The following is a 20,700-nucleotide window of genomic DNA, read 5'->3' as shown; positions in this document are numbered from 1 at the left end:
CGGGCCGCCGAGGCCTGACGGGCGCACGAAAAACCCCGCCGTTCCGAGGAACGACGGGGTTGAGGGTGGATCTGAGGGGACTCGAACCCCTGACCCCCTGCATGCCATGCAGGTGCGCTACCAGCTGCGCCACAGACCCAGATCGTGCTGCTTTCGTACCAACCGGTTCCCCGGAGGCACCATAGAAGCGTACACCATGCGAACGCCGGGCGACGAAATCGAAGCCGTCACCCGGGCGCGTCGCTGATCAGGCGGTGTGGTCCACCGGGAGCTCGAGCGGGATCGTCGGGCAGTCGGCCCAGAGACGCTCGAGCGAGTAGTACTGGCGGTCTTCGTCGTGGAAGACGTGCACGATGATCTCGCCGAAGTCGATGAGGACCCAGCGGCCCTCGGTACGGCCTTCGCGGCGGAGTGTCTTGGCACCGAGCTCGAGGAGGCGTTCTTCGACGGCATCGGCGATGGACTGCACGTTGCGCTCGTTCCGACCGGTTGCGAGCAGGAACACGTCCGTGAGCTGCAACGGCCCGGTCACGTCGAGAGCGACGAGGTCCTCGGCCTGCTTGGCGTCGGCCGCGAGTGCTGCGGCCTGCACGAGTTCCAGTGCGCGAGTGGAGGCGGTCACGGATTCCTTCCGGTCGTCGAACCGACGGACAGCCGGTTCGCTTGATGGGTCACGATCATAAGCCACCCCGCCGACAGCGGCCAGGCCAGGGTCGGCGGGGTGGTGGAGAACGGACGTCGGGGACGGCAGCGGTCAGCCGCCGAACGCGTGGGTGGTGAGCAGTGCGGTGATGATGACACCGGCCGCAGCCAGTCCGACCGCGCCGACCGTGACACCGAGGATCAGCGGCGTACGCGACTCCTTCGGCTTGGCGGCGGCGAGCACGACCTGGCGGGTCGAGGTGTGGCTGGACACCGCGCGGCTGGCCCGGACCGGGCTGGCGTCGGTGTCGGGCTGCTCGTCCTGCTGCTCGAGCAGGCGGTCGACCTCGGCGCCGTCGATCGGCCGGTGCGACCCCGTCGACGACAGCGATGCCGGCAGGTCGATCGACCCCGTCAGGATCACCTCGCCCGTCGCGTTCAGGGCGCCGGTGGGGTCGGCCAGGGCCGAGTTCGGCAGGATGATCGCGTTCGTGTTCGTCACCGCGACGCGACGGGTGCCGGTCTCGGCGTCGTGCACCTCGGAGTCGTTCGAGTCGTGCGCCTGCTGGGACCAGTGGCCGGCGGGCGGCGCGAAGGCGGTGGTCACCGGCTTCGGCTCGGTCGGACGCTGGAACGCGGCGGGGACCTTCGGAGCTTCGGTGGCGGGCTCGGGCAGCGGCACCTCGTTGGTGTCGTCGTCCTCGGCGTCGAGCGAGAGGGGGAACACCGCGGGGGTCGCTGCGGCGGTGTTCGTCGGGATCGGCACCGGCGTGACGGTGGGCTGCGACCCGGCAGCGGGAGCGGGAGCGTCCTCGGACGGCTCGTCCGCCGGGGCGACGTCGGTCGTCTCGTCCGCAGGGGCGTCGTTCACCGGCGCATCCGACTCGGGGACGTCGGTCGCCGGCGCGTCGGAGTCGGTGACGTCGGCGGGCGGCGACCACGTCGACCGGTGGCGGCGGGGCTCCTCGGCGTGCGCGGCGGCTTCGTCGAGGGGCTCGAGCGCGTCCGGGGAGCCGTCGGCCTCGGTGGCCTGGGCGACCGCGGCCTGGTCGAGGACCGTCGGGGCAGCGGGCTGCTCGTCGTGCGTGGCCTCGGCGTCCGGAGCACTCTGCGGCCCGGCGGTGGGGTCGATCGTGTCCACCGACCCGAGGACGTCCTCGACGGTGCGGTCGGACGACTGGGGCGTGGGGTCCTGCAGCGGGACCGGCTGCACCGCCTGGCGCTCGGCGGCGCGGAGCTGCCGGATCTGCCGACGGGTGAGCCCACCGCTGCCGGGGACGATCTCGGTCGCGGAAGCAGGCGGGAACGGCGGCACACCGGCTGCGGGTGACGACGCCGGGACGGACGAGGCAGACGCCGGAGCGGTCTGCGCCGATGCCGGCGCGGACGACTGGGCGGGGCCACCGGGGGCCGGGGCGACGTGCGACCCGGGGCGGCGGGACTCGGGGGTCTCGGCGGCGGGTGCGGCAACGGTCGGGGGCGGCGTCGCGGGCTGCGAACCGGCCGCGGCGGCACGCTCCCGCTCGCGCGCCTGGCGCCGCGACAGGGGCGGCTGCGCGTCGGACGAACTCATGCAACGCTCCGATACAGATGGTGCTTGGAGATGTACTGGACGACACCGTCGGGAACCAAGTACCAGACGGGGAACCCCCGTCGAACCCGGTCACGGCAATCCGTCGAGGATATGGCCAGTGCAGGGACTTCGAGCAAGCTTACGTCCCGCTCGGGCAATCCGGTGAGGCTCAAGGCGTGTCCCGGACGCGTCACGGCCACGAAGTGCGCGAGGTCCCAGAGACCATCATGGTCTTTCCAGTCGACGATCTGCTGAACGGCGTCTGCGCCCGAGATGAAGACGAGCTGGGCATCCGGTCGCTGTTCGTGCAGATCCCGCAGGGTGTCGACGGTGTACGTCGGCCCCGGGCGGTCGATGTCCACGCGGCTGACGGTGAACATCGGGTTCGACGCGGTGGCGATCACGGTCATCAGGTACCGGTGCTCGGCGTCGGTGACGTCGGACTTCATGTACGGCTGTCCGGTGGGGACGAAGACGACCTCGTCGAGGTCGAAGGCCCGCGCCACCTCGGACGCCGCGACCAGGTGCCCGTGGTGGATGGGGTCGAACGTGCCACCCATCACGCCGATGCGTGGCCGTCCGGTGGTCTCGAGCATCGAGTGGTCGGTCAGATCTTGGTGTGGCCGAACTCGTCGACACCCGTCTCGTGGTGGCGGGTGGCCTCGAACTTCTGGGAGTGGCGGTAGGCCACGTCGCGGAAGCTCCAGGTCACGAAGCCGAGGAAGATGAAGAAGAGGGCGCCGACCATGGGGAACACGAACGCGGGCGCCCCGGAGGCGTGCTCAGCAGCTTCTGCGAGGAGGGTCATCGTTCGTGCTCCGTTCGGTCGGGGAAAGACGCCGTTCAGTCTAGCCGCGGATCTGCCCGGAGCCGCGCACGATCCACTTCGTGCTCGTCAGCTCCGGCAGGCCCATCGGACCGCGCGCGTGCAGCTTCTGCGTCGAGATGCCGACCTCGGCCCCGAAACCGAACTCGCCGCCGTCGGTGAACCGGGTCGACGCGTTCACCATCACGACCGCCGAGTCGACGGTCGCCAGGAACCGTTCGGCGGTGTCGACGTCGTTCGTGACGATCGACTCCGTGTGGTGCGTCGACCACCGTGCGATGTGCGCCATCGCCGCGTCGACGTCGGGCACGACGCGGATCGACAGGTCGAGGTCCATCGACTCGGTCGCCCAGTCGTCGTCGGTGGCGCGGAGCACCCCGGGCACGATCGCCCGCGTGGCGTCGTCGCCGCGCAGCGTCACACCGGACGCCCGCAGCCGGTCGGCCAGCACCGGCAGGAGTCGTTCGGCGGCGGCCTCGTGCACCAGGAGGGTCTCGAGGGCGTTGCACACGCTCGGCCGCTGCACCTTGCTGTTCAGGACGATGTCGACCGCACGCTGCTCCGGCGCGGAGGCGTCGAGGAACACGTGCACGACGCCCGCACCGGTCTCGATGACGGGCACCTGCGACTCGGTGACGACGGTCTGGATGAGCGCGGCGCTCCCCCGCGGGATCAGCACGTCGACCAAGCCGCGTGCGCGCATGAGCTCGGTGGCACCGGAGCGGCCGAACTCGTCGATGGTCTGCACCAGGTCGCGGGGCAGGCCGACCGACTCGACCGCGTCCTGGATCCGGGCGACGAGCACGGCGTTCGTGTGCCGGGCCGCCGATCCGCCACGGAGCACGACGGCGTTGCCCGACTTGAGCGCGAGCGAGGCGATGTCGACGGTGACGTTCGGGCGTGCCTCGTAGATGGCCCCGACGACGCCGAACGGCACGCGCACCTGGGTGAGCTGGAGTCCGTTCGGCAGCTGCGACCCGCGCACGTGCTCCCCCACGGGGTCGGTCAGCCCGACGACGTGCTCGACCGCGGCGGCGAGGGCTTCGATCCGGCCGGGGTCGAGTCGCAGCCGGTCGAGCAGCCCGGACGAGAGTCCGCCGTCCTCGCCGGCGACGAGGTCGTCGTGGTTCGCGGCGACGATCTCGTCGGTCGCGGCACGCACCGCCGAGGCGATCGCGCCGAGGGCCGCGTCCTTGACGGCGGTCGTCGCGGTCGCGAGCGCCGACGAGGCGGCCCGAGCGGCCACGAGCTTGTCGGTCAGGGTCGGGGCGGGCGCGATCGACGACATGGACCGATTGTAGGTCCGCCCCTCGGTTCGTGACGGGCGTTCCGGACACTCGCCGTGCCTCCGGGCCCGGTCCGCCCGACCACCGGTCACGACGCGTCGTCCCCCTTCGCCGAGTGGTCACAGATCGTCGCTCCGCGACGCCCGCGCCGACGGTTCCCGACCACACGACCGCGTCCCGACGGGGAGTCGTGACCGCCTGGAGGCCCGCCACCGGCCCCCGGGACCCACACCGGGCCTCCAGGCGGTCGCGTCCACCCCGTCGGTCGGTCACGACACGTCGTCCCGCACCACGCGAACGGTCGCAGATCGTCGCTCCGCGCCGACCACACCGACGGTTCCCGACCACACGACCGCGCCCGACGGGGAGTCGTGACCGCTCCGGGCGCAACCCGTCTCAGCGACGCGGCGCGGCGTGGAACCAGGTGCCGAGGTGTTCGCCCGCCAACGCGCGGTCGACCAGCGCCGTGTCGGTCACGAGCACCGCGGTGCCCGCCTCGGCCGCGAGCCGCGCGGCGGCGACCTTGGTCCCCGCTCCCCCGGTGCCGACGCCGGCGGTGCCGATCGAGCCGAAGGTGACCCCGGCCAGCTCGTCGCCGAACGGCACCTCGTCGATGCGGGTCGCGCCGGGCTGCTCCGGGGGTGCCGTGTAGAGCGCCTCGACGTCGGAGAGCAGCACGAGGGCGTCGGCCCCGAGCAGCCGGGCCACCAGGGCCGCGAGCCGGTCGTTGTCGCCGAAACGGATCTCGTGCGTGGCGACGGTGTCGTTCTCGTTCACGATCGGGAGCACGCGCAGGGCGAGCAAGCGGTCGATGGCGCGCTGGGCGTTCACCCGGTGTGTGGGGTTCTGCAGGTCACCGGCGGTGAGCAGGATCTGCGCCGCGACGACGCCGTGCCGATCGAGTTCCTTCTGGTACCGGAACATCAGGACGTTCTGCCCGGTGGCCGCCGCAGCCTGCTGCGTGGCGAGGTCGTCCGGACGGCCCTCGAGTCCGAGGAACGGGAAACCGGTCGCGATTGCACCGGACGACACGAGCACGACCTCGGTCCCCCGACCGTAGGCGGCGGCCAGGGCGTCCACCAGGGGGCCGATCTGGCCGGCGGCGTCACCGCTGACCGAGGACGAGCCGACCTTGACCACGATCCGCCGCGCACGCGGGATGTCCTCGCGCCGGGTGACGGGTCCGAGGTCGGTGCGGGCGGTCGTGTCGGTCATGCCGTGGTCAGTCCTTCTGGTCGCTGGTCTCGACCTGCTCGCTGGTGCCGAGCTGGTCGCTGGTCACCACGTCGTCGTCCACCCAGAGCCCGGAGACGCGCTCCTGCTCGAGCTCGGCACGGGCGGCCGCCTTGGCGTCCATCCGCTCGAAGTACTCCTCGCGCCGCTCGTTGCGGGTCGGACGCGAGGTCGCACCGATGCGGGCGTCGGTGCCACGGGCGCTCGTGATGAGCTCCGCGGTCGACGTGAGCGTGGGCTCCCAGTCGAACACCATGCCGCCGTCGCCACCGATGACGACGGTCGAGCCGGCGACGGCTCCGGCCTTGAACAGGCCGTCCTCGACGCCGAGCTTCGCGAGCCGGTCGGCCAGGTAACCGATCGCCTCTTCGTTGGTGAAGTCGGTCTGCTGGACCCAGCGCTCCGGCTTGGCGCCGCGGACGCGGTAGAAGCGGTGCTCCTCGCCGCCCTCGGCGCGCACGGTGAACGGCTTCTCGTTGACCGAGCGGGGGCGGAGCACGATGCGCTCCGGCACGGGCTCGGCCGCACGGGCGGCGCGGGCCTGCTCGACGATGTCGGCCAGGGCGAAGGTCAGCTCACGGAGCCCCTTGCGGGACGCCGTGGAGATCGGGAAGACGCGGTAGCCGCGGCCCTCGAGCTCGGCGGTGACGAACTCGGCGAGCTCCTTCGCCTCGGGCACGTCGATCTTGTTCAGGGCGACGAGCTGCGGGCGCTCGAGCAGCGGCACCTGGCCTTCGGGGACCGGGTAGCGCTCGAGCTCGCCGAGGATGACGTCGAGGTCGCTGATCGGGTCGCGGCCCGGGTCGAGCGTGGCGCAGTCGATGACGTGGAGGAGCGCCTCGCACCGCTCGACGTGGCGCAGGAACTCGAGGCCCAGGCCCTTGCCCTCGGACGCGCCCTCGATCAAACCGGGGACGTCGGCGACGGTGAACCGGGTGTCACCGGACTCGACGACACCGAGGTTCGGGGTGAGGGTCGTGAACGGGTAGTCCGCGATCTTCGGCTTGGCGGCGGAGACTGCTGCGATGAGCGAGGACTTTCCGGCGCTCGGGAACCCGACGAGGGCCACGTCGGCGATGGTCTTCAGCTCGAGGCTGATGTCCCCTGCCCAGCCCTCGGTGCCGAGGAGCGCGAAGCCGGGGGCCTTGCGCTTCGTGGTGGAGAGCGCCGCGTTGCCGAGGCCGCCCTGTCCACCGGGGGCCACGACGACGCGCATGCCGGGCTCGGTGAGGTCCGCGATGACCTCGCCGGACTCGTCGTACACCACGGTGCCGACGGGCATCGGGAGTTCGAGGACCTCGCCGCTGACACCGCTGCGGTGGTCGCCCATGCCGGGCTGCCCGTTCTTCGACGAGCGGTGCGGGGAACGGTGGTAGCCGAGCAGCGTCGTCACCTGCGGGTCGGCGACGAGCACGATGTCACCGCCGTCACCGCCGTTGCCGCCGTCGGGCCCGGCGAGGGGCTTGAACTTCTCACGGCGGACCGACACGCAGCCGTTGCCGCCGTGCCCCGCGCTGAGGTGCAGGGTCACGCGGTCGACGAAGGTCGCCATGGGTCCACTCCTGGTGTTTCGTTGTGCCGACGGGATCGTCGGCGGGAAAAGCGAAGGAGGGGCGGGCACTCGGCCCGCCCCTCCAGCTGCAGTCGTTCGAACGACTACGCGTTGACGATGTTGATGACCTTGCGGCCACCCTTGGTGCCGAACTCGACCGAACCGGACGAGAGGGCGAACAGCGTGTCGTCGCCACCGCGGCCGACGTTGGCGCCCGGGTGGAAGTGGGTCCCACGCTGACGGACGATGATCTCGCCGGCGTTGACGACCTCGCCACCGAAGCGCTTCACGCCGAGGCGCTGTGCGTTCGAGTCACGACCGTTGCGAGTGGAACTCGCACCCTTCTTGTGTGCCATGAGTTGACTCCCTTACGCGATCTTGGTGATCTTGACGCGGGTCAGCTCAGCGCGGAAACCCTGGCGCTTCTTGTACCCGGTCTTGTTCTTGAACTTCTGGATGATGACCTTGGGACCACGGAGGTCGTCGAGCACCTCGGCGGTGACGGTCACGTTCGCGAGCTCGGAAGCCGCCGACGTGATCTTGTCACCGTCCACGAGGAGCACGGGGGCGAGGTCGATGTTGCCCTTGTCGTCCGCCTTGGCACGGTCGATGGTCAGGATGGTGCCGACCTCGACCTTCTCCTGACGGCCGCCGGCGCGCACTACTGCGTAAACCACGTGGAAATCCTTACGTAACTCTGCTTGAGGGAAGTCTCGGGTGCCCACTTCTGCACGAGCGGCTCCCGGGAAGGCCGGGCCCGATCGGCGACGCAGGCAGAACGGCCCGCTGACACCAGGGACCGAGAATACTCGATCACCCTGGGTCCGGTCAAACGGCGACACCCGTACGATTGCACGGTGACCGTGTTGATCGACCCACCGACGTGGCCCGCCCACGACACACTGTGGTCGCACCTCGTCAGTGATGAATCCTACGCGGAACTCCACGCGTTCGCTGCGCGGGCCGGTGTGCCGCGCCGTGCGTTCGACCACGACCACTACGACGTCCCGCTCTCGCGGTACGACGAACTGGTGGCCGCGGGCGCCTCGGCGGTGACCGGTCGCGAGCTCGTGCTGCGGTTGATCCGCAGTGGGCTGCGCGTGGCGCAGCGGGACAAGCGCAGCCGCTGACAGCGCGTCAGGGCGGCCGGGAGGCCCGGTTCGGGTCCGCCCCGCGCGGCACCTCCCACGGCGCGCCGCCGGCTCGCAGGGCCGCGCGCACGGTGCGAGGTTCCGTGCTCCGTGCGACGCGGAGACGGGCGCACCGAGTACGGAACCCCGCACGGGTCGGCGGAGGCCTGGCACCGTGCGAGGGGCCGCGGGCGGGCTCAGCGGGGCGCTGGACCGCCCCAGGGGTTCGCCGGGGGCTGCTGCTGGATCGTCGACGGCGGCACCGCGTCGGCGGGTCGGACGGTGCCCGGCATGCCCGGGGTCGTCGACGGGCCTCGTCCGCGGCGCGGTCGACCGAGCCAGAGCCAGGCCGCCGTTGCGGTCGCCAGGAGCATCACCGTGAACGGCAGACCGTTCTGCAGCGGCCGCGTGACCACGTCGATGACGAGCTGGGAGGCGCCTGCGGTGGTCGCTCCGAGCGACCCGGTGAAGACCCCCACGAGCATCAGGGCCACCGTCCCCGCGGCGCCGGCGAGCACCACGCGGAGCAGGAGCCTCGGCAGCGGACTGCGACGGTCGATCGGCGTCAGGAACGCCAGGGCCAGGAACGCGCCGACGTAGTACGGGAACGGCGCCACGAAGACCCCGGTCGTGAAGCTGCCGAGCAGGCTCGTGCCGGCGCCGTAGTGCCGGAACGGACTGACCACGAGCGAGGTGCCGAGCAGCCCGAAGAGCCCGGACACGAACTCGACGAGCACCAGCGCCACCACGGCGATGAGCGCGCCGGCCGTGTTCGTCACCGAGGCCCCGGGCGCGAAGGCCCGACGCGGGTCTGCCGGGGCACGGGGCGGCCGCGGCGGGGCGTACGGCGCACCGGCACCGGGCTGACGCCCGTACTGCGGCACACCGCCCTGCTGCGGCGGCACGTGGCCACCGGGCTGCTGGGCACCCGGGCCGGGCGGTGCGGGCTGGGACCAGCCCGCACCGTAGTACCCACGCTGCTGCTGCGGGTCGCCCGGGTTCGTCACGTCAGTTCCCCAGGATCACTGTGCCGTCGGAGCCGTCGGCGTCGTCGGTCGGCTCCTCCGTCGGCGTGGCCGGAGCGCTGATGCTCGGCGACGAGACCCGGCGGGAACGCGAGCGCCCCTGTCCGGGCTGCTTCGGCTCCGGGAGCGCCTGGAGCACCGAGTCGAGCAGGGACTCGGCGTCCGGGGCGACCGCGCGGGGCTCGCGCTTGGGCGCCGCGGCGATCGGGATGTCCAGGATCGCGACGGTGTTGTCGGTCGGGGTCACGGTGGCGCTCGAGCTCACGCGACGGCGGGCCGGGGCCTTCGCCTTCGGTGCGGCAGCGGGCTCCGTGACGGCCGGAGCAGCGGCCTTCGGCGCGCGCGCCTCGGGCTCGACGACCACGGCGGGCTCGGCGGTTGCCGAGGACTCCGGTGCGTCCGACTGCTCGGCGGCCTCGGTGGCCCCAGCCGGCACGGCAGCCTGCTGGTCGCCGGTCTGCTGCTCGCCGTTCTGCTGGTCTCCCCCGCGGCTTCCACGGCCACGACGACGACGCTTCGAACCGGTCGGCTGTTCGCCACCCGTGCTGTCCGTGCCGGTCGACGCGTCGGCCGACGACGGTGCCGTGGCCTCCGTCGCGGTCACGGCGGCAGCCGCTGCCTCTTGCTCGTCGTGCGACAGGGTCGAGGCGGCGATCCGGGACAGCGCGTTCTTCACGTCGTCGGTGATCTGGTGCGCCTGGCTGGACGCGCCGTGCGACGGCCCCGACGACCCCGACGAACCGGAGTTCCCGTTGCCGTTGCCGCCGTTCCCGCCGTTGCCGGACCGGCCGTTCTCGTTGCCGTTCCCGCCACGGCCCTTGCGGCGACCCTTGCTCGGGCCCGGGTCGGCGTTGTTGTCGTTGATCTTGGCGTTGACCTCGTCGAGGGACTCGCGCAGACCGACACCGATCTTCTTGCGGGTCATCTGCACGAGGCCGAGCGAGGTGATCTCGGCGACCTGGTGCTTCGTGCGGTCACGGCTCAGGCACTCCACCAGGCGGCGGAGCACGAGGTCGCGGTTCTCCTCGAGCACCATGTCGATGAAGTCGACGACGATGATGCCGCCGATGTCCCGCAGGCGGAGCTGCCGGACGATCTCCTCGGCTGCCTCGAGGTTGTTCTTCGTGACCGTCTCCTCGAGGTTGCCGCCGGAGCCGACGAACTTGCCCGTGTTGACGTCGACGACCGTCATGGCCTCGGTCCGGTCGATGACGAGCGACCCACCGGAGGGCAGCCAGACCTTGCGGTCGAGCGCCTTGTCGATCTGCTCGTTGAGGCGGAACTCCTCGAAGGAGTCGGGGCCCTCGTACCGGACGACGCGGTCCTTGAGGTCCGGGGCGACGGCCGACAGGTACTCGTCGATGGTGCCGCCGGCGGCCTCGCCGTCGATGATCAGCTTCGTGAAGTCCTCGTTGAAGACGTCGCGGACGATCTTGATGAGCAGGTCGGGCTCGGAGTGCAGCATCACCGGGGCGTGGCCACCGGCGACCTTCTTCTGGATGGCCTCCCACTGGCTGGTCAGGCGCTGCACGTCGCGGGTGAGCTGCTCCTCGGTCGCACCCTCGGCAGCGGTGCGCACGATGACGCCCGCGTGCTCCGGCAGGACCTCCTTCAGGATCTTCTTCAGTCGGGCACGCTCGGTGTCCGGCAGCTTGCGCGAGATCCCGTTCATCGAGCCGTTCGGCACGTAGACCAGGTAGCGACCCGGCAGCGAGATCTGGCTGGTGAGGCGCGCACCCTTGTGGCCGACCGGGTCCTTCGTGACCTGCACGAGGACCTTGTCGCCCGGCTTGAGCGCTGCTTCGATGCGGCGACCGTGGTTGCCGGTCTCGACGGAGTTCCAGTCGACCTCACCGGCGTAGAGCACGGCGTTCCGGCCACGACCGATGTCGACGAACGCCGCCTCCATCGAGGGCAGGACGTTCTGCACCTTGCCGAGGTAGACGTTGCCGATGAGCGACACGTTCTCGGACTTGGTGATGTAGTGCTCGGCGAGGATGCCGTCCTCGAGCACGCCGATCTCGATCGTCGACGAGCTGGAGCGGACGATCATCTGGCGGTCGACGCTCTCGCGGCGGGCGAGGAACTCGTCCTCGCTGACCACCTGACGGCGGCGTCCGGCATCGCGGCCGTCACGACGGCGCTGCTTCTTCGCCTCGAGCCGGGTCGAACCCTTGATGCGCTGCGGCTCGGTGATGAGCTCCGGCTCGCGGCGGCGCGGCTCCTGGTGGTCGCGCGGCTCGCGGGCCTCGCGGTCGGCGCTCGAACCACGGCGACGCGAGCGACGGCGCGAGCCGCCCTGGTCGTCGCGGTCGTCACGGTCGCGATCGCGGTCGAACCGGTCCTCGCGGTCGTAGCGGTCGTCCTCGTCACGGTCGCGGTCACGGTCACGATCGCGGTCGCGCTCGAACCGGGGCGCGCGCTGCGGCAGCTCCGGCAGCACCGGCGCGTGGAAGATCAGGCTGAGCGTGCTCGTGGCCTTCGGCACGAACGGCTCGTCAGCGGGTGCTGCGTCGTCGCTCGCCTCGGCCGTCGGTGCGGCATCGGCCGGACGGGAGGCGCGGTCCGCGTCCGCCCCGTCGGTCGCGGTCGCCGACTGGTCGCCCGTCACGACCGGCAGGTCACCGGTCAGCGTGCTCACGTCGTGCGGCTCGGCACCACTGTCGGCGACGGCCTCGACCGCGACGGAGACCGCCCCGGTGTCGGTCGGCTCGACGGGCGACGCCGGCGAGGCCGGGGAGTCGGGCGAGTCCGGCGAATCGGGAGAGTCCGGCGAACCGGCCGACGCGACGCTGGCCGCGGGACGGGCGTCAGCGCCGCCCGTCAGCGCGAGGGTCTCGTCGGCGTGGGGTGCCTGCTCGGCGCTCCCACGGGCCTCCTGGCCGGACGACCGGGCGCGGCGACCGCCGAACAGGCGGCTCCGGCGCTTCGGCGCGTTCTCGTCGTTGGTCGTGTTGTCGTTGTTCTGCTCCACCATGGACTGGTGCACTCCTCGGCCCCACTCGCACCCTTTCGGGTGGCGGGAATTCTGTGTCGTGGCGGGCGGCGTCGACGCCCCCGCGCTCGCTGTCTCGTGATCGGTCCGCGTCAACTTCTCGTTGCGTCCGCGCCCGTTCCGGTCCGGGCACCCGGCCCGGTCCGGCTCGGCGTCGGAGTGACGCTGCCCGACCACAGTGCGCTCTCACCGCACCTGATCGTCCGGGTTCGGCCCGGTGGGGCGTCACTCGGAAAGCTCTCTTCGGTGTGCGGTTGGCCGCACGACCTCCAGGCATTATCGCATGCCGCACCCGGAAAGCACCGGAACCCGCATGCGATGATGACCGCGTGACCGCGTCTGCCCCTGCCCCCCGTCGTCCGATCGCGATGGCGGTCTTCCTGCTCGTCACCGGGATCGTCGGCCTGTTCGGCTCCTTCCGGCTCGTCCTCGACGAGTTCACGAAGTACCAGAACCCGAAGGCCGTCCTGAGCTGTGACGTGAACCCCTTCATCAACTGCTCCGACGTGATGGCCAGCTGGCAGGGGCACCTGTTCGGGTTCCCGAACCCGCTGCTCGGCGTCATGGGGTTCGTCGCCCCGATCGCTGTCGCGGTGCTGCTGCTCGCCGGGTTCCGGAACGGTTCGCGCTGGTTCTGGATCGTCTTCAACGCCGGGGTCTTCCTGGCATGGGTCTTCGTGACCTGGCTGTTCATGCAGACCGTCTTCGTCATCGGCGCGCTGTGCCCGTGGTGCATGCTCGTCTGGTCGATGACGATCCCGATGTTCTGGGTGTTCACGATCTGGAACACGGCGCAGGGTCGCTTCGGCGCCGGGGCGCAGCGCGTCGGGCGGTCGCTCCTGCCCTTCAGCTGGGCGTTCGCGCTGGCGAACTACCTGGTCATCATCGTCACGATCATCATCAAGTTCCCCGCGGTGCTCACCAGCTTCTGAGCCGTCCCCGCTGCCCCTACGCTCGGGATCGATGAGCGAGAACGAGAGCGGCAGGGCGCGCCGGGACGCCGCACGTGACCGCGCGCGAGCGGCACTGGCGGCGGAGCAGTCGCGCCGACGCCGCCGCCGCACACTCGGCATCAGCGGGATCGTCGTCGGGAGCCTCGCGGTGGTCGCGGTCGTCGCCCTGGTGATCGCGAACTCCGTGCAGCCCGCCGGGCCGGGTCCGCGGAACGCGGCGAGCGACGGTGTCCTGCTCACCGGGGCGAACGGCAGGATCGTGCCGGTCGAGACGCGGGCGGTGCCCGACGGCGGGACCCCGACACCGAACGAACAGGACGGCACGAAGACCGCGATCACGATCTACGCGGACTACATGTGCCCGTACTGCAACCAGTTCGAGACGGCCCAGATGCCCCGGATCCGACAGTGGGTCGAGGACGGCACCGCGACCCTCGAGCTGCATCCGCTCGGGCTGCTCGACCGCGTGTCGCTCGGATCGCGGTACTCCACCCGGTCGGCTGCGGCTGCCGCCTGTGTGGCGGACCACGACCCGGACGCGTTCCTGGCGTTCAACAGCTCGCTCTACGAACACCAGCCCTCGGAGAGCACGCGCGGACTCACGAACGACGAGCTGGCGTCCCTCGCGCGCCAGGCCGGGGCGACGGATCCGGCCGTGGCGCCGTGCATCACCCGGCAGGACTTCGCCGGGTGGGTCGCCGACGCCACGAACCGGGCGATGAACGACCCGGTGCCGAACTCGTCGCTCGACGGGATCACGAGCACGCCGACGATCATCGTCGACGGTGAGCAGTACAACGCGGACGGCGCGGCGTCCCTCGCCGACGTCGACGCGTTCACGGCCTTCGTCCGGAAGCACGGCGGAGCGTCCTAGCCTTCCCCGCTCACGACGAACGGCCCCCGATCCCAGATGGGAGCGAGGGCCGTCGGTCGTTCGGGGAGTGCTACTTCGCCGCGGCGTCGATCGCGGTGATGACGGTGCTCAGGTCGTCCAGGCGCTTGCCGTCGACGACGATCGTCGGCGTGCCGAAGCCCTGCGTGCCCGCGAGCGCCTCGTTCGTGGTGACGGCCTGCGTGGACTTCGTCACCCAGCCCTTGAACTGCTCGGACGACAGGCACTCGGACAGGTCCGAACCGCTCGCGCCGCCCGCCTTGACGAGCTTCGCGATCTCGGAGTTGGTCAAGCCCTTGGTGCCCTCGGCCGGCTGGTTCTCGAAGAACTGCGTCTGCACGTCGAGGAACTTGTCCGGCGCGTAGTTCGCCACGCACATGGCGGCGTTCGCGGCACGGCTGGCGTAGCGGGAGCCCGCGTAGCTGCGGTCGAGGATCGACACCGGCTGGATCGCCAGGGTCGCGTCGCCCGACTTCACCTTGTCGAGGATCTGGTCGGAGTAGGCCGCCTCGAACTGCTTGCAGACCGGGCAGGCCCAGTCGACGTACTCGGTGACCGTCACGGCGCCGTCGCTGTTCGCCGTCGGGACCGGCGAGGCCGAGCCCGTCGCGGAGACGGCCGGCGTGGTCACCGGGGTGACCTTGCCGTCCTGGCCGGTGAACTGGATCGCGCCCGTGGCCATGTTCTTCGGCCCCGCTGCGGACACCACGGGGGCGTTGTTCACGTTCACCACGACGATCGCGATGATCGCGGCGATCGCCACGATGCCCAGGCCGATGCCGCCCTGCAGGAACCACTTGTTGCGGCGCTTGCGGCGCTTCTCGGCGTCGGCGCGCTGGCGTGCGACCTCTCGGGCGTGCTGACGGCGCTCGTTCTTGGTGGGTCGGTCGTTGTTCGTCACGTCGTCCCCGTCGCTCAGGCGAACCAGAGCGCGAGCTCGCGCGCGGCCGACTCGGGGCTGTCCGAACCGTGGACCAGGTTCTGCTGCACCTTGAGGCCCCAGTCGCGGCCCAGGTCACCACGGATGGTGCCGGGCGCGGCGGAGGTCGGGTCGGTGGTGCCGGCGAGCGAGCGGAATCCCGCGATCGCACCGTTGCCGGCGACGCGCACGGCGACGACCGGACCGGACTGCATGAACTCGACGAGCGGCTCGAAGAACGGCTTGCCCTGGTGCTCCTCGTAGTGCGCGTCGAGCAGGTCGCGCGGTGCGGTGAGCATCTTCAGGTCGACGAGCTCGTAGCCCTTCGCCTCGATCCGGCGGAGGATCTCACCGGTCAGCTGGCGGGCGACGCCGTCGGGCTTGACGAGGACGAGGGTCTCTTCGAAGTCGGACACGCAGTACTCCCTGTGTTCGGGGTCGAATGTGGTGGTCAGTCCTCGCCCATGGCCGCTCGGCGCGCGGCGTTCTGACGGTCCAGTTGACCGCCCTTGACGAAGCAGAAGACCCACAGCGCCAGGAACACCACGGCGACCGCGAACATGAACGGTTCGATGAACCCGGTGGCGAGGATGGCCGCCTGCAGCAGCCACCCGAACCATACACCGGCCCGGTTGCCCGTCAGACGTGAGGCAGCTGCGAGGACGATGATCGCGCCGATGCCGCCACCGAAGGCCGCGGCGGGCGGCAGCGTGCCCTTGCCGAAGACGACGAGCATGGGGAAGAAGAACATGATCGCCTCGAGCACCAGCGTGATCGAGAGCAGGCTCTCCTGCGCCCCGCGCTCGCGGCGCGGCTTCCGGGTGCGCGGTGCGCGGCCCGGCCGGGAGGCCCGTGGTGCGTCCGTCACTTCGACTCGCCTTCGCGGTGCACGAGGTCCATGACCGCGCCCACCATCACGATGGAGCCCGCGACGAGCACGAGGGCGTCCTCGGCGTCCGCCTCGTCGGCCAGGCTGCGCGCTTCCTGCAGTGCGGATGCCAGGGACGGCTCGACGACGACGCGGTCCTCGCCGACCTCGTCGACGACGACCCGGGCGAACTCGTCCGCGTCGAGCGCACGTTCCCCCGGCGGCTGTGTCACGACGAACGTCGCGACGGTGTCCTTGAGCGCGCGGACGAACCCACGGGCGTCCTTGTCTCCGAGGATCCCGACGACGCCGACGACGTGCTCGGACGGGAACGCGATCGGCAGCGCCTCGGCCAGGGCCTTCGCACCGTGCGGGTTGTGCGCGGCGTCGACGACGACGGTCGGGTCGGTCGCGATGGGCTGCAGGCGACCGGGGCTGGTCGTGCCGGCGATGCCCTCCGACAGGACGTCCTCGTCGAGGGCCTGGGCCCCGCGGCCGAGGAACGACTCGACCGCCGCGATCGCCACGGCGGCGTTCTCGGCCTGGTGCCGGCCGAACAGCGGCAGGAACAGGTCGTCGTAGCGGCCGGCGATGCCCTGCACGGTGATGAGCTGTCCGCCCACGGCCGGGGTGACGTCGACGACACTGAAGCCGGTGCCCTCGACGGCCAGGGTGGACTCGGTGAGCTCGGCGGCGCGCTCGAGTTCGGCGAGGGCCTCGGGGACCTGCCGGCTCGACACCACGGCGGACGACGGCTTGACGATGCCCGACTTGGTGCGGGCGATCTCGGCCACGGTGGCACCGAGCTGCTTCGCGTGGTCGATGGCGATCGGCGTGAACACCGACACCTGGCTCTGCACGACGTTGGTGGAGTCCCACTCGCCGCCCATCCCGACCTCGATCACGGCGACGTCCACCGGCGCCTCGGCGAAGCACGCCAGGGCGAGCACGGTGAGCGCCTCGAAGAAGGTCAGCGGGAGTTCGCCCTTGTCGGCGAGCTCGCGGTCGGTGATCTCGAGCACCGGGGCGATGTCGTCCCAGTTCTCGACGAAGCGGTCCGCCGCGATCGGCTGGCCGTCGACCACGATGCGTTCCCGGATCGACACCAGGTGCGGGCTCGTCATCAGACCGGTGCGCAGACCGTGTGCCCGGACGATGCTCTCGATGGTGCGCGCGGTCGACGTCTTGCCGTTCGTGCCCGTCACGTGGATCACCGGGTACGCCAGGTGCGGGTCGCCGAGCAGCTCGACGGCGCGGCGGGTGGCCGTCAGCCGGCGCTCGGGGGCCTGTTCACCGATGCGGGCGTACAGGGCGGCCTCGACGCGGCGGACCTCGTCGTCGTCGCCGCCGTAGGGCACGGCGTCGGCTGGAGCGTCTCCGGAGGGGCCGACCGGGATCCGGATGCCGTCCTCGTCGCGACCGTCGAACTCGTCGTGTCCGACGAACTCCTCGTTCGCCTCGTGGCCGTCGTACTGGTCGTCGTCACTCATGCGCGTGCTACCTCCACGGATACCTTCGCACCGTCACCGACGTCGGTGGTGGTGTCGTCCGCCCCGAGGGGCTCGATCTCGACGCTCGTCGCCAGGGTCTCCCCCGCGATGAGCTCCTGGTGCGTGCGGACCGCGCCGTCGGCCGTGTCGTCCACCCGCAGGGTCAGGGCGATGCGGTCGCTGACGTCGAGGTCGGCGTCGCGGCGGGCCTGCTGGACGGCACGGACGACGTCACGGGCGAGCCCCTCGGCCTCGAGCTCGGGCGTGGTCACGGTGTCGAGCACGACGAAGCCACCCTCGTCGAGGAACGCCACGGCCACCGAGGCGTCGGCCACCGTGAGGTCGAGCGAGTACTCGCCCTCGATCAGGTCGACGCCGCCGACGGTCACGCCGGAGTCGGTCGCGGTCCAGTCGCCCTTCTTGGCGGCCGGGATCACCTGCTGCACCTGCTTGCCGATGCGGGGGCCGGCGACGCGGGCGTTCACGGTGAGCTTCCGCTCGATGCCGTACTGCGCCAGCGACTCCTCGGCCTGGGCCTCGAGCACCACGCGCTTGACGTTGAGCTCGTCGCGCAGGATGTCGGCGAACGGTTCGACCGCGGCCGGGTCCGGCACCACCAGGGTCAGGGTGGCGAGGGGCAGGCGGACGCGCTTGCCGGTGGCCTTGCGGAGCGCCAGGCCCTTCGAGGCGACGTCGCGCACACGGTCCATCGCGTCGACGAGGGCGTCGTCGGCGGGGAACTCGTCGGGGTCCGGGAAGTCCGTCAGGTGGACGCTGCGCCCGCCGGTCAGGCCCTTCCAGATCTCCTCGGTGACGAGCGGCGCGAGCGGGGCGGCGACCCGGGTCAGGGTCTCGAGCACGGTGTACAGCGTGTCGAACGCCGCACGGGTCTCGGCTCCGGCGTCCGCGTCGGCCCCGGTCCAGAACTTGTCGCGCGAGCGGCGGACGTACCAGTTCGTCAGCACGTCGGCGAAGTCGCGGACGGCCTGGGCCGCGAGCGGGGTGTCGAGCGCGTCGAGGTGCGTCCGGACGTCGCTGACGAGGACCCGGGTCTTCGCGAGCAGGTACCGGTCGAGCACGTCGGTCGAGTCGGTCCGGCGCTGGGCCCGGTAGCCGTCGGGACCCGAGGCGTTCGCGTACAGGGTGAAGAAGTAGTACGTCGACCACAGCGGCAGCATGAACTCGCGGACGCCCTGGCGGATGCCTTCTTCGGTGACGACGAGGTTGCCGCCGCGGATCACCGACGAGGACATCAGGAACCAGCGCATGGCGTCGGCGCCGTCGCGGTCGAAGACCTCGGAGACGTCCGGGTAGTTCCGGAGCGACTTCGACATCTTCTGGCCGTCCGAGCCGAGGACGATGCCGTGGCTGATGACGTTCTGGAACGCCGGCCGGTCGAACAGCGCGGTGGAGAGCACGTGCATGACGTAGAACCAGCCGCGCGTCTGCCCGATGTACTCGACGATGAAGTCGGCCGGGCTGTGCGACTCGAACCACGCAGCGTTCTCGAACGGGTAGTGCACCTGGGCGTACGGCATCGACCCGGAGTCGAACCACACGTCGAACACGTCGGTGATCCGGCGCATCGTCGAGTTACCCGTGGGGTCGTCGGGGTTCGGCCGCGTCAGGTCGTCGATGAACGGCCGGTGCAGGTCCACTTCACCCTCGGCGTTCACCGGCAGGCGACCGAAGTCGCGCTCGATGTCGGCGAGCGAGCCGTACACGTCGGTGCGCGGGTACTCGGGGTCGTCGGACTGCCACACCGGGATCGGCGTGCCGAAGTAGCGGTTGCGCGAGACCGACCAGTCGATGGCGTTCCCCACCCACTTGCCGAACTGGCCGTCCTTGACGTTGTCCGGCACCCAGTTGATGTCCTGGTTGAGCTGACCCATGCGGTCACGGAGCTCGGTGACGCGGACGAACCACGACGAGACGGCCTTGTAGATGAGGGGCTTCCGGCAGCGCCAGCAATGCGGGTAGCTGTGCTCGTAGGACGCCTGGCGGAGCAGTCGCCCGGCGTCGCGGACGGCCTTCGTCAGCGGCTTGTTCGCGTCCGACCAGAGCATGCCGGCGACCTCGCCGAACTGCGACGTGAAGACGCCGCCCTCGTCGAGGGACAGCACCACGGGGATGCCGGCGGCGGCGCAGACCTCTTGGTCGTCGGCACCGTAGGCCGGGGCCTGGTGCACGATGCCGGTGCCCTCACCGGTCTCGACGTACTCGGCGACCAGGATGCGCCAGGCGTGCTCGTAGCCCTCGGCGTCGGCCAGGAAGTCGAACAGACGCTCGTACTCGACGCCGTCGAGCTCGGCGCCCGTCAGGGTGCGCGCGACGGCGGCGAGCGCCTCGTCACCCGAGGCGTAGCCGAGCTCCTTCGCGTGCGCGGCCACGGTGTCCGAAGCCAGCAGGTAGGAGACGGAACCGGCGTCGGCACCGTCAGCCGCGCCTCCAGGCCCTGCCGGGACGACCGCGTACGCGATGTCCGGACCGACGGCCAGGGCGGCGTTCGTCGGGAGGGTCCAGGGGGTCGTCGTCCAGGCGAGTGCCCGCACGTCGGAGAGCTCGAGCGCGTCCGCGCGCGAGCCGTGCAGCGGGAACGAGACGGTGACGGACTGGTCCTGGCGCATCTTGTAGACGTCGTCGTCCATGCGCAGCTCGTGGTTGGACAGCGGCGTCTGGTCGTTCCAGCAGTACGGCAGGACCCGGAAGCCCTCGTACGCCAGACCCTTGTCCCAGAGCTGCTTCCACGCCCAGAGCACGCTCTCCATGAAGGTGACGTCGAGGGTCTTGTAGTCGTCCTCGAAGTCGACCCAGCGCGCCTGGCGGGTGACGTACTCCTGCCACTCGTCGGTGTACTGCAGCACGGACTTCTTGGCGGCGGCGTTGAAGACGTCGATGCCCATGGCGTCGATCTCGTGCTTCTCGGTGATGCCGAGCTGCCGCATCGCCTCGAGCTCGGCGGGCAGGCCGTGGGTGTCCCAGCCGAAGCGGCGGTGAACCTGCTTGCCGCGCATGGTCTGGTAGCGCGGGAAGACGTCCTTGGCGTACCCGGTCAGCAGGTGCCCGTAGTGCGGCAGGCCGTTGGCGAACGGCGGGCCGTCGTAGAAGGTCCACTCCGGGCAGCCCTGTCGCGCGTCGATGGACGCCTGGAACGTGTCGTCGCGCTTCCAGAAGGCGAGGATGCCCCGCTCGACGGCGGGGAAGCTCGGCGAGGGGACGACACCATCGGCATCGGCGTTCAACGGGTACGGCACCGGGACTCCTTGTGGGTTCGCTCGATCTCCACGAGGACGAAAGCAGGTTCCGCGGTACCACC

The 20,700-nt window shown here is 71.0% G+C and carries 19 protein-coding genes and 1 tRNA gene; 3 read left to right on the top strand and 17 right to left on the bottom strand.

All coding sequences use genetic code 11. The features are described 5' to 3' along the window. Positions 1-66: 66 nt before the first annotated feature. From BR70_RS0102100 to rplU, 10 genes are all read right to left on the bottom strand, one after another. A tRNA-Ala gene (locus tag BR70_RS0102100) sits at positions 67-139 on the bottom strand. A gap of 108 nt (positions 140-247) precedes the next feature. Continuing rightward, on the bottom strand, positions 248-622 hold the full coding sequence (gene rsfS / locus BR70_RS0102095; RefSeq protein ID WP_027464721.1) for a ribosome silencing factor: 375 nt from the start codon (positions 620-622) through the stop codon (positions 248-250). Between the two features lie 132 nt (positions 623-754). Beyond that, positions 755-2,215: a hypothetical protein gene (locus BR70_RS0102090; protein WP_027464720.1), complete on the bottom strand. Its 1,461-nt coding sequence runs from the start codon at positions 2,213-2,215 to the stop codon at positions 755-757. After that, on the bottom strand, positions 2,212-2,811 hold the full coding sequence (gene nadD / locus BR70_RS0102085; protein WP_027464719.1) for a nicotinate-nucleotide adenylyltransferase: 600 nt from the start codon (positions 2,809-2,811) through the stop codon (positions 2,212-2,214). The genes BR70_RS0102090 and nadD overlap by 4 nt, the downstream gene beginning before the upstream one ends. A gap of 11 nt (positions 2,812-2,822) precedes the next feature. After that, positions 2,823-3,023, bottom strand: coding sequence for a hypothetical protein (locus tag BR70_RS19085; protein ID WP_035807661.1), 201 nt, complete (start codon positions 3,021-3,023; stop codon positions 2,823-2,825). A gap of 40 nt (positions 3,024-3,063) precedes the next feature. Beyond that, on the bottom strand, positions 3,064-4,329 hold the full coding sequence (locus BR70_RS0102075; RefSeq protein ID WP_027464718.1) for a glutamate-5-semialdehyde dehydrogenase: 1,266 nt from the start codon (positions 4,327-4,329) through the stop codon (positions 3,064-3,066). Positions 4,330-4,723: 394 nt separating this feature from the next. Then, positions 4,724-5,542 carry a glutamate 5-kinase gene (gene proB, locus BR70_RS0102070; RefSeq protein WP_081827189.1) on the bottom strand — a complete coding sequence of 273 codons (819 nt, stop codon included), beginning with the start codon at positions 5,540-5,542 and terminating at the stop codon, positions 4,724-4,726. 7 nt (positions 5,543-5,549) lie between these two features. Then, the gene (gene obgE, locus BR70_RS0102065) at positions 5,550-7,112 is read right to left on the bottom strand and encodes a GTPase ObgE (protein WP_027464716.1); all 1,563 of its coding nucleotides are present in this window, start codon (positions 7,110-7,112) and stop codon (positions 5,550-5,552) included. A gap of 104 nt (positions 7,113-7,216) precedes the next feature. Next, positions 7,217-7,468, bottom strand: coding sequence for a 50S ribosomal protein L27 (rpmA, locus tag BR70_RS0102060; RefSeq protein ID WP_017885976.1), 252 nt, complete (start codon positions 7,466-7,468; stop codon positions 7,217-7,219). Positions 7,469-7,480: 12 nt separating this feature from the next. Continuing rightward, positions 7,481-7,789 (bottom strand): 50S ribosomal protein L21, encoded by a 309-nt coding sequence (gene rplU / locus BR70_RS0102055; protein WP_027464715.1) that lies wholly within the window; start codon positions 7,787-7,789, stop codon positions 7,481-7,483. 180 nt (positions 7,790-7,969) lie between these two features. On the opposite strand from rplU, the gene BR70_RS0102050 reads away from it, so the two are divergent. Beyond that, positions 7,970-8,242, top strand: coding sequence for a DUF4031 domain-containing protein (locus BR70_RS0102050; protein ID WP_027464714.1), 273 nt, complete (start codon positions 7,970-7,972; stop codon positions 8,240-8,242). A gap of 197 nt (positions 8,243-8,439) precedes the next feature. Here BR70_RS0102050 and BR70_RS22020 read toward each other — a convergent pair whose 3' ends face one another. Together BR70_RS22020 and BR70_RS0102040 are read right to left on the bottom strand one after the other, a co-directional pair. Continuing rightward, positions 8,440-9,249, bottom strand: coding sequence for a hypothetical protein (locus tag BR70_RS22020; protein WP_027464713.1), 810 nt, complete (start codon positions 9,247-9,249; stop codon positions 8,440-8,442). Position 9,250: 1 nt separating this feature from the next. Beyond that, entirely contained in the window at positions 9,251-12,244 is a 2,994-nt protein-coding gene (locus tag BR70_RS0102040) for an Rne/Rng family ribonuclease (RefSeq protein WP_027464712.1), read from the bottom strand. 347 nt (positions 12,245-12,591) lie between these two features. Between BR70_RS0102040 and BR70_RS0102035 the strand changes: the two genes are divergently transcribed. Both BR70_RS0102035 and BR70_RS19070 read left to right on the top strand, forming a co-directional pair. Next, on the top strand, positions 12,592-13,194 hold the full coding sequence (locus BR70_RS0102035) for a vitamin K epoxide reductase family protein (RefSeq protein ID WP_027464711.1): 603 nt from the start codon (positions 12,592-12,594) through the stop codon (positions 13,192-13,194). 31 nt (positions 13,195-13,225) lie between these two features. Then, the gene (locus BR70_RS19070) at positions 13,226-14,089 is read left to right on the top strand and encodes a DsbA family protein (RefSeq protein ID WP_051596527.1); all 864 of its coding nucleotides are present in this window, start codon (positions 13,226-13,228) and stop codon (positions 14,087-14,089) included. A gap of 70 nt (positions 14,090-14,159) precedes the next feature. On the opposite strand, the gene BR70_RS19065 is transcribed toward BR70_RS19070, so the two are convergent. From BR70_RS19065 to ileS, 5 genes are read right to left on the bottom strand one after another with little or no spacing between them, the layout of a single operon-like run. Next, on the bottom strand, positions 14,160-15,008 hold the full coding sequence (locus tag BR70_RS19065) for a DsbA family protein (RefSeq protein WP_051596526.1): 849 nt from the start codon (positions 15,006-15,008) through the stop codon (positions 14,160-14,162). A 14-nt stretch (positions 15,009-15,022) separates the two neighbouring features. Next, positions 15,023-15,442, bottom strand: a complete 420-nt coding sequence (gene ndk / locus BR70_RS0102020; RefSeq protein ID WP_017885984.1) for a nucleoside-diphosphate kinase — start codon at positions 15,440-15,442, stop codon at positions 15,023-15,025. Positions 15,443-15,477: 35 nt separating this feature from the next. Beyond that, the gene (locus tag BR70_RS19060) at positions 15,478-15,894 is read right to left on the bottom strand and encodes a DUF4233 domain-containing protein (protein WP_051596525.1); all 417 of its coding nucleotides are present in this window, start codon (positions 15,892-15,894) and stop codon (positions 15,478-15,480) included. After that, positions 15,891-17,384 (bottom strand): bifunctional folylpolyglutamate synthase/dihydrofolate synthase, encoded by a 1,494-nt coding sequence (locus BR70_RS0102010; protein ID WP_027464710.1) that lies wholly within the window; start codon positions 17,382-17,384, stop codon positions 15,891-15,893. Before BR70_RS0102010 ends, BR70_RS19060 begins: the two co-directional genes overlap by 4 nt. Next, positions 17,381-20,638 carry an isoleucine--tRNA ligase gene (ileS, locus tag BR70_RS0102005; RefSeq protein WP_027464709.1) on the bottom strand — a complete coding sequence of 1,086 codons (3,258 nt, stop codon included), beginning with the start codon at positions 20,636-20,638 and terminating at the stop codon, positions 17,381-17,383. Before ileS ends, BR70_RS0102010 begins: the two co-directional genes overlap by 4 nt. Between the last annotated feature and the right edge of the window lie 62 nt (positions 20,639-20,700).

It is taken from the genome of Curtobacterium sp. UNCCL17 (assembly GCF_000686685.1).
Classification (GTDB): Bacteria; Actinomycetota; Actinomycetes; order Actinomycetales; family Microbacteriaceae; genus Curtobacterium; species Curtobacterium flaccumfaciens.
This window is presented reverse-complemented; position numbering and strand designations above follow the sequence as displayed.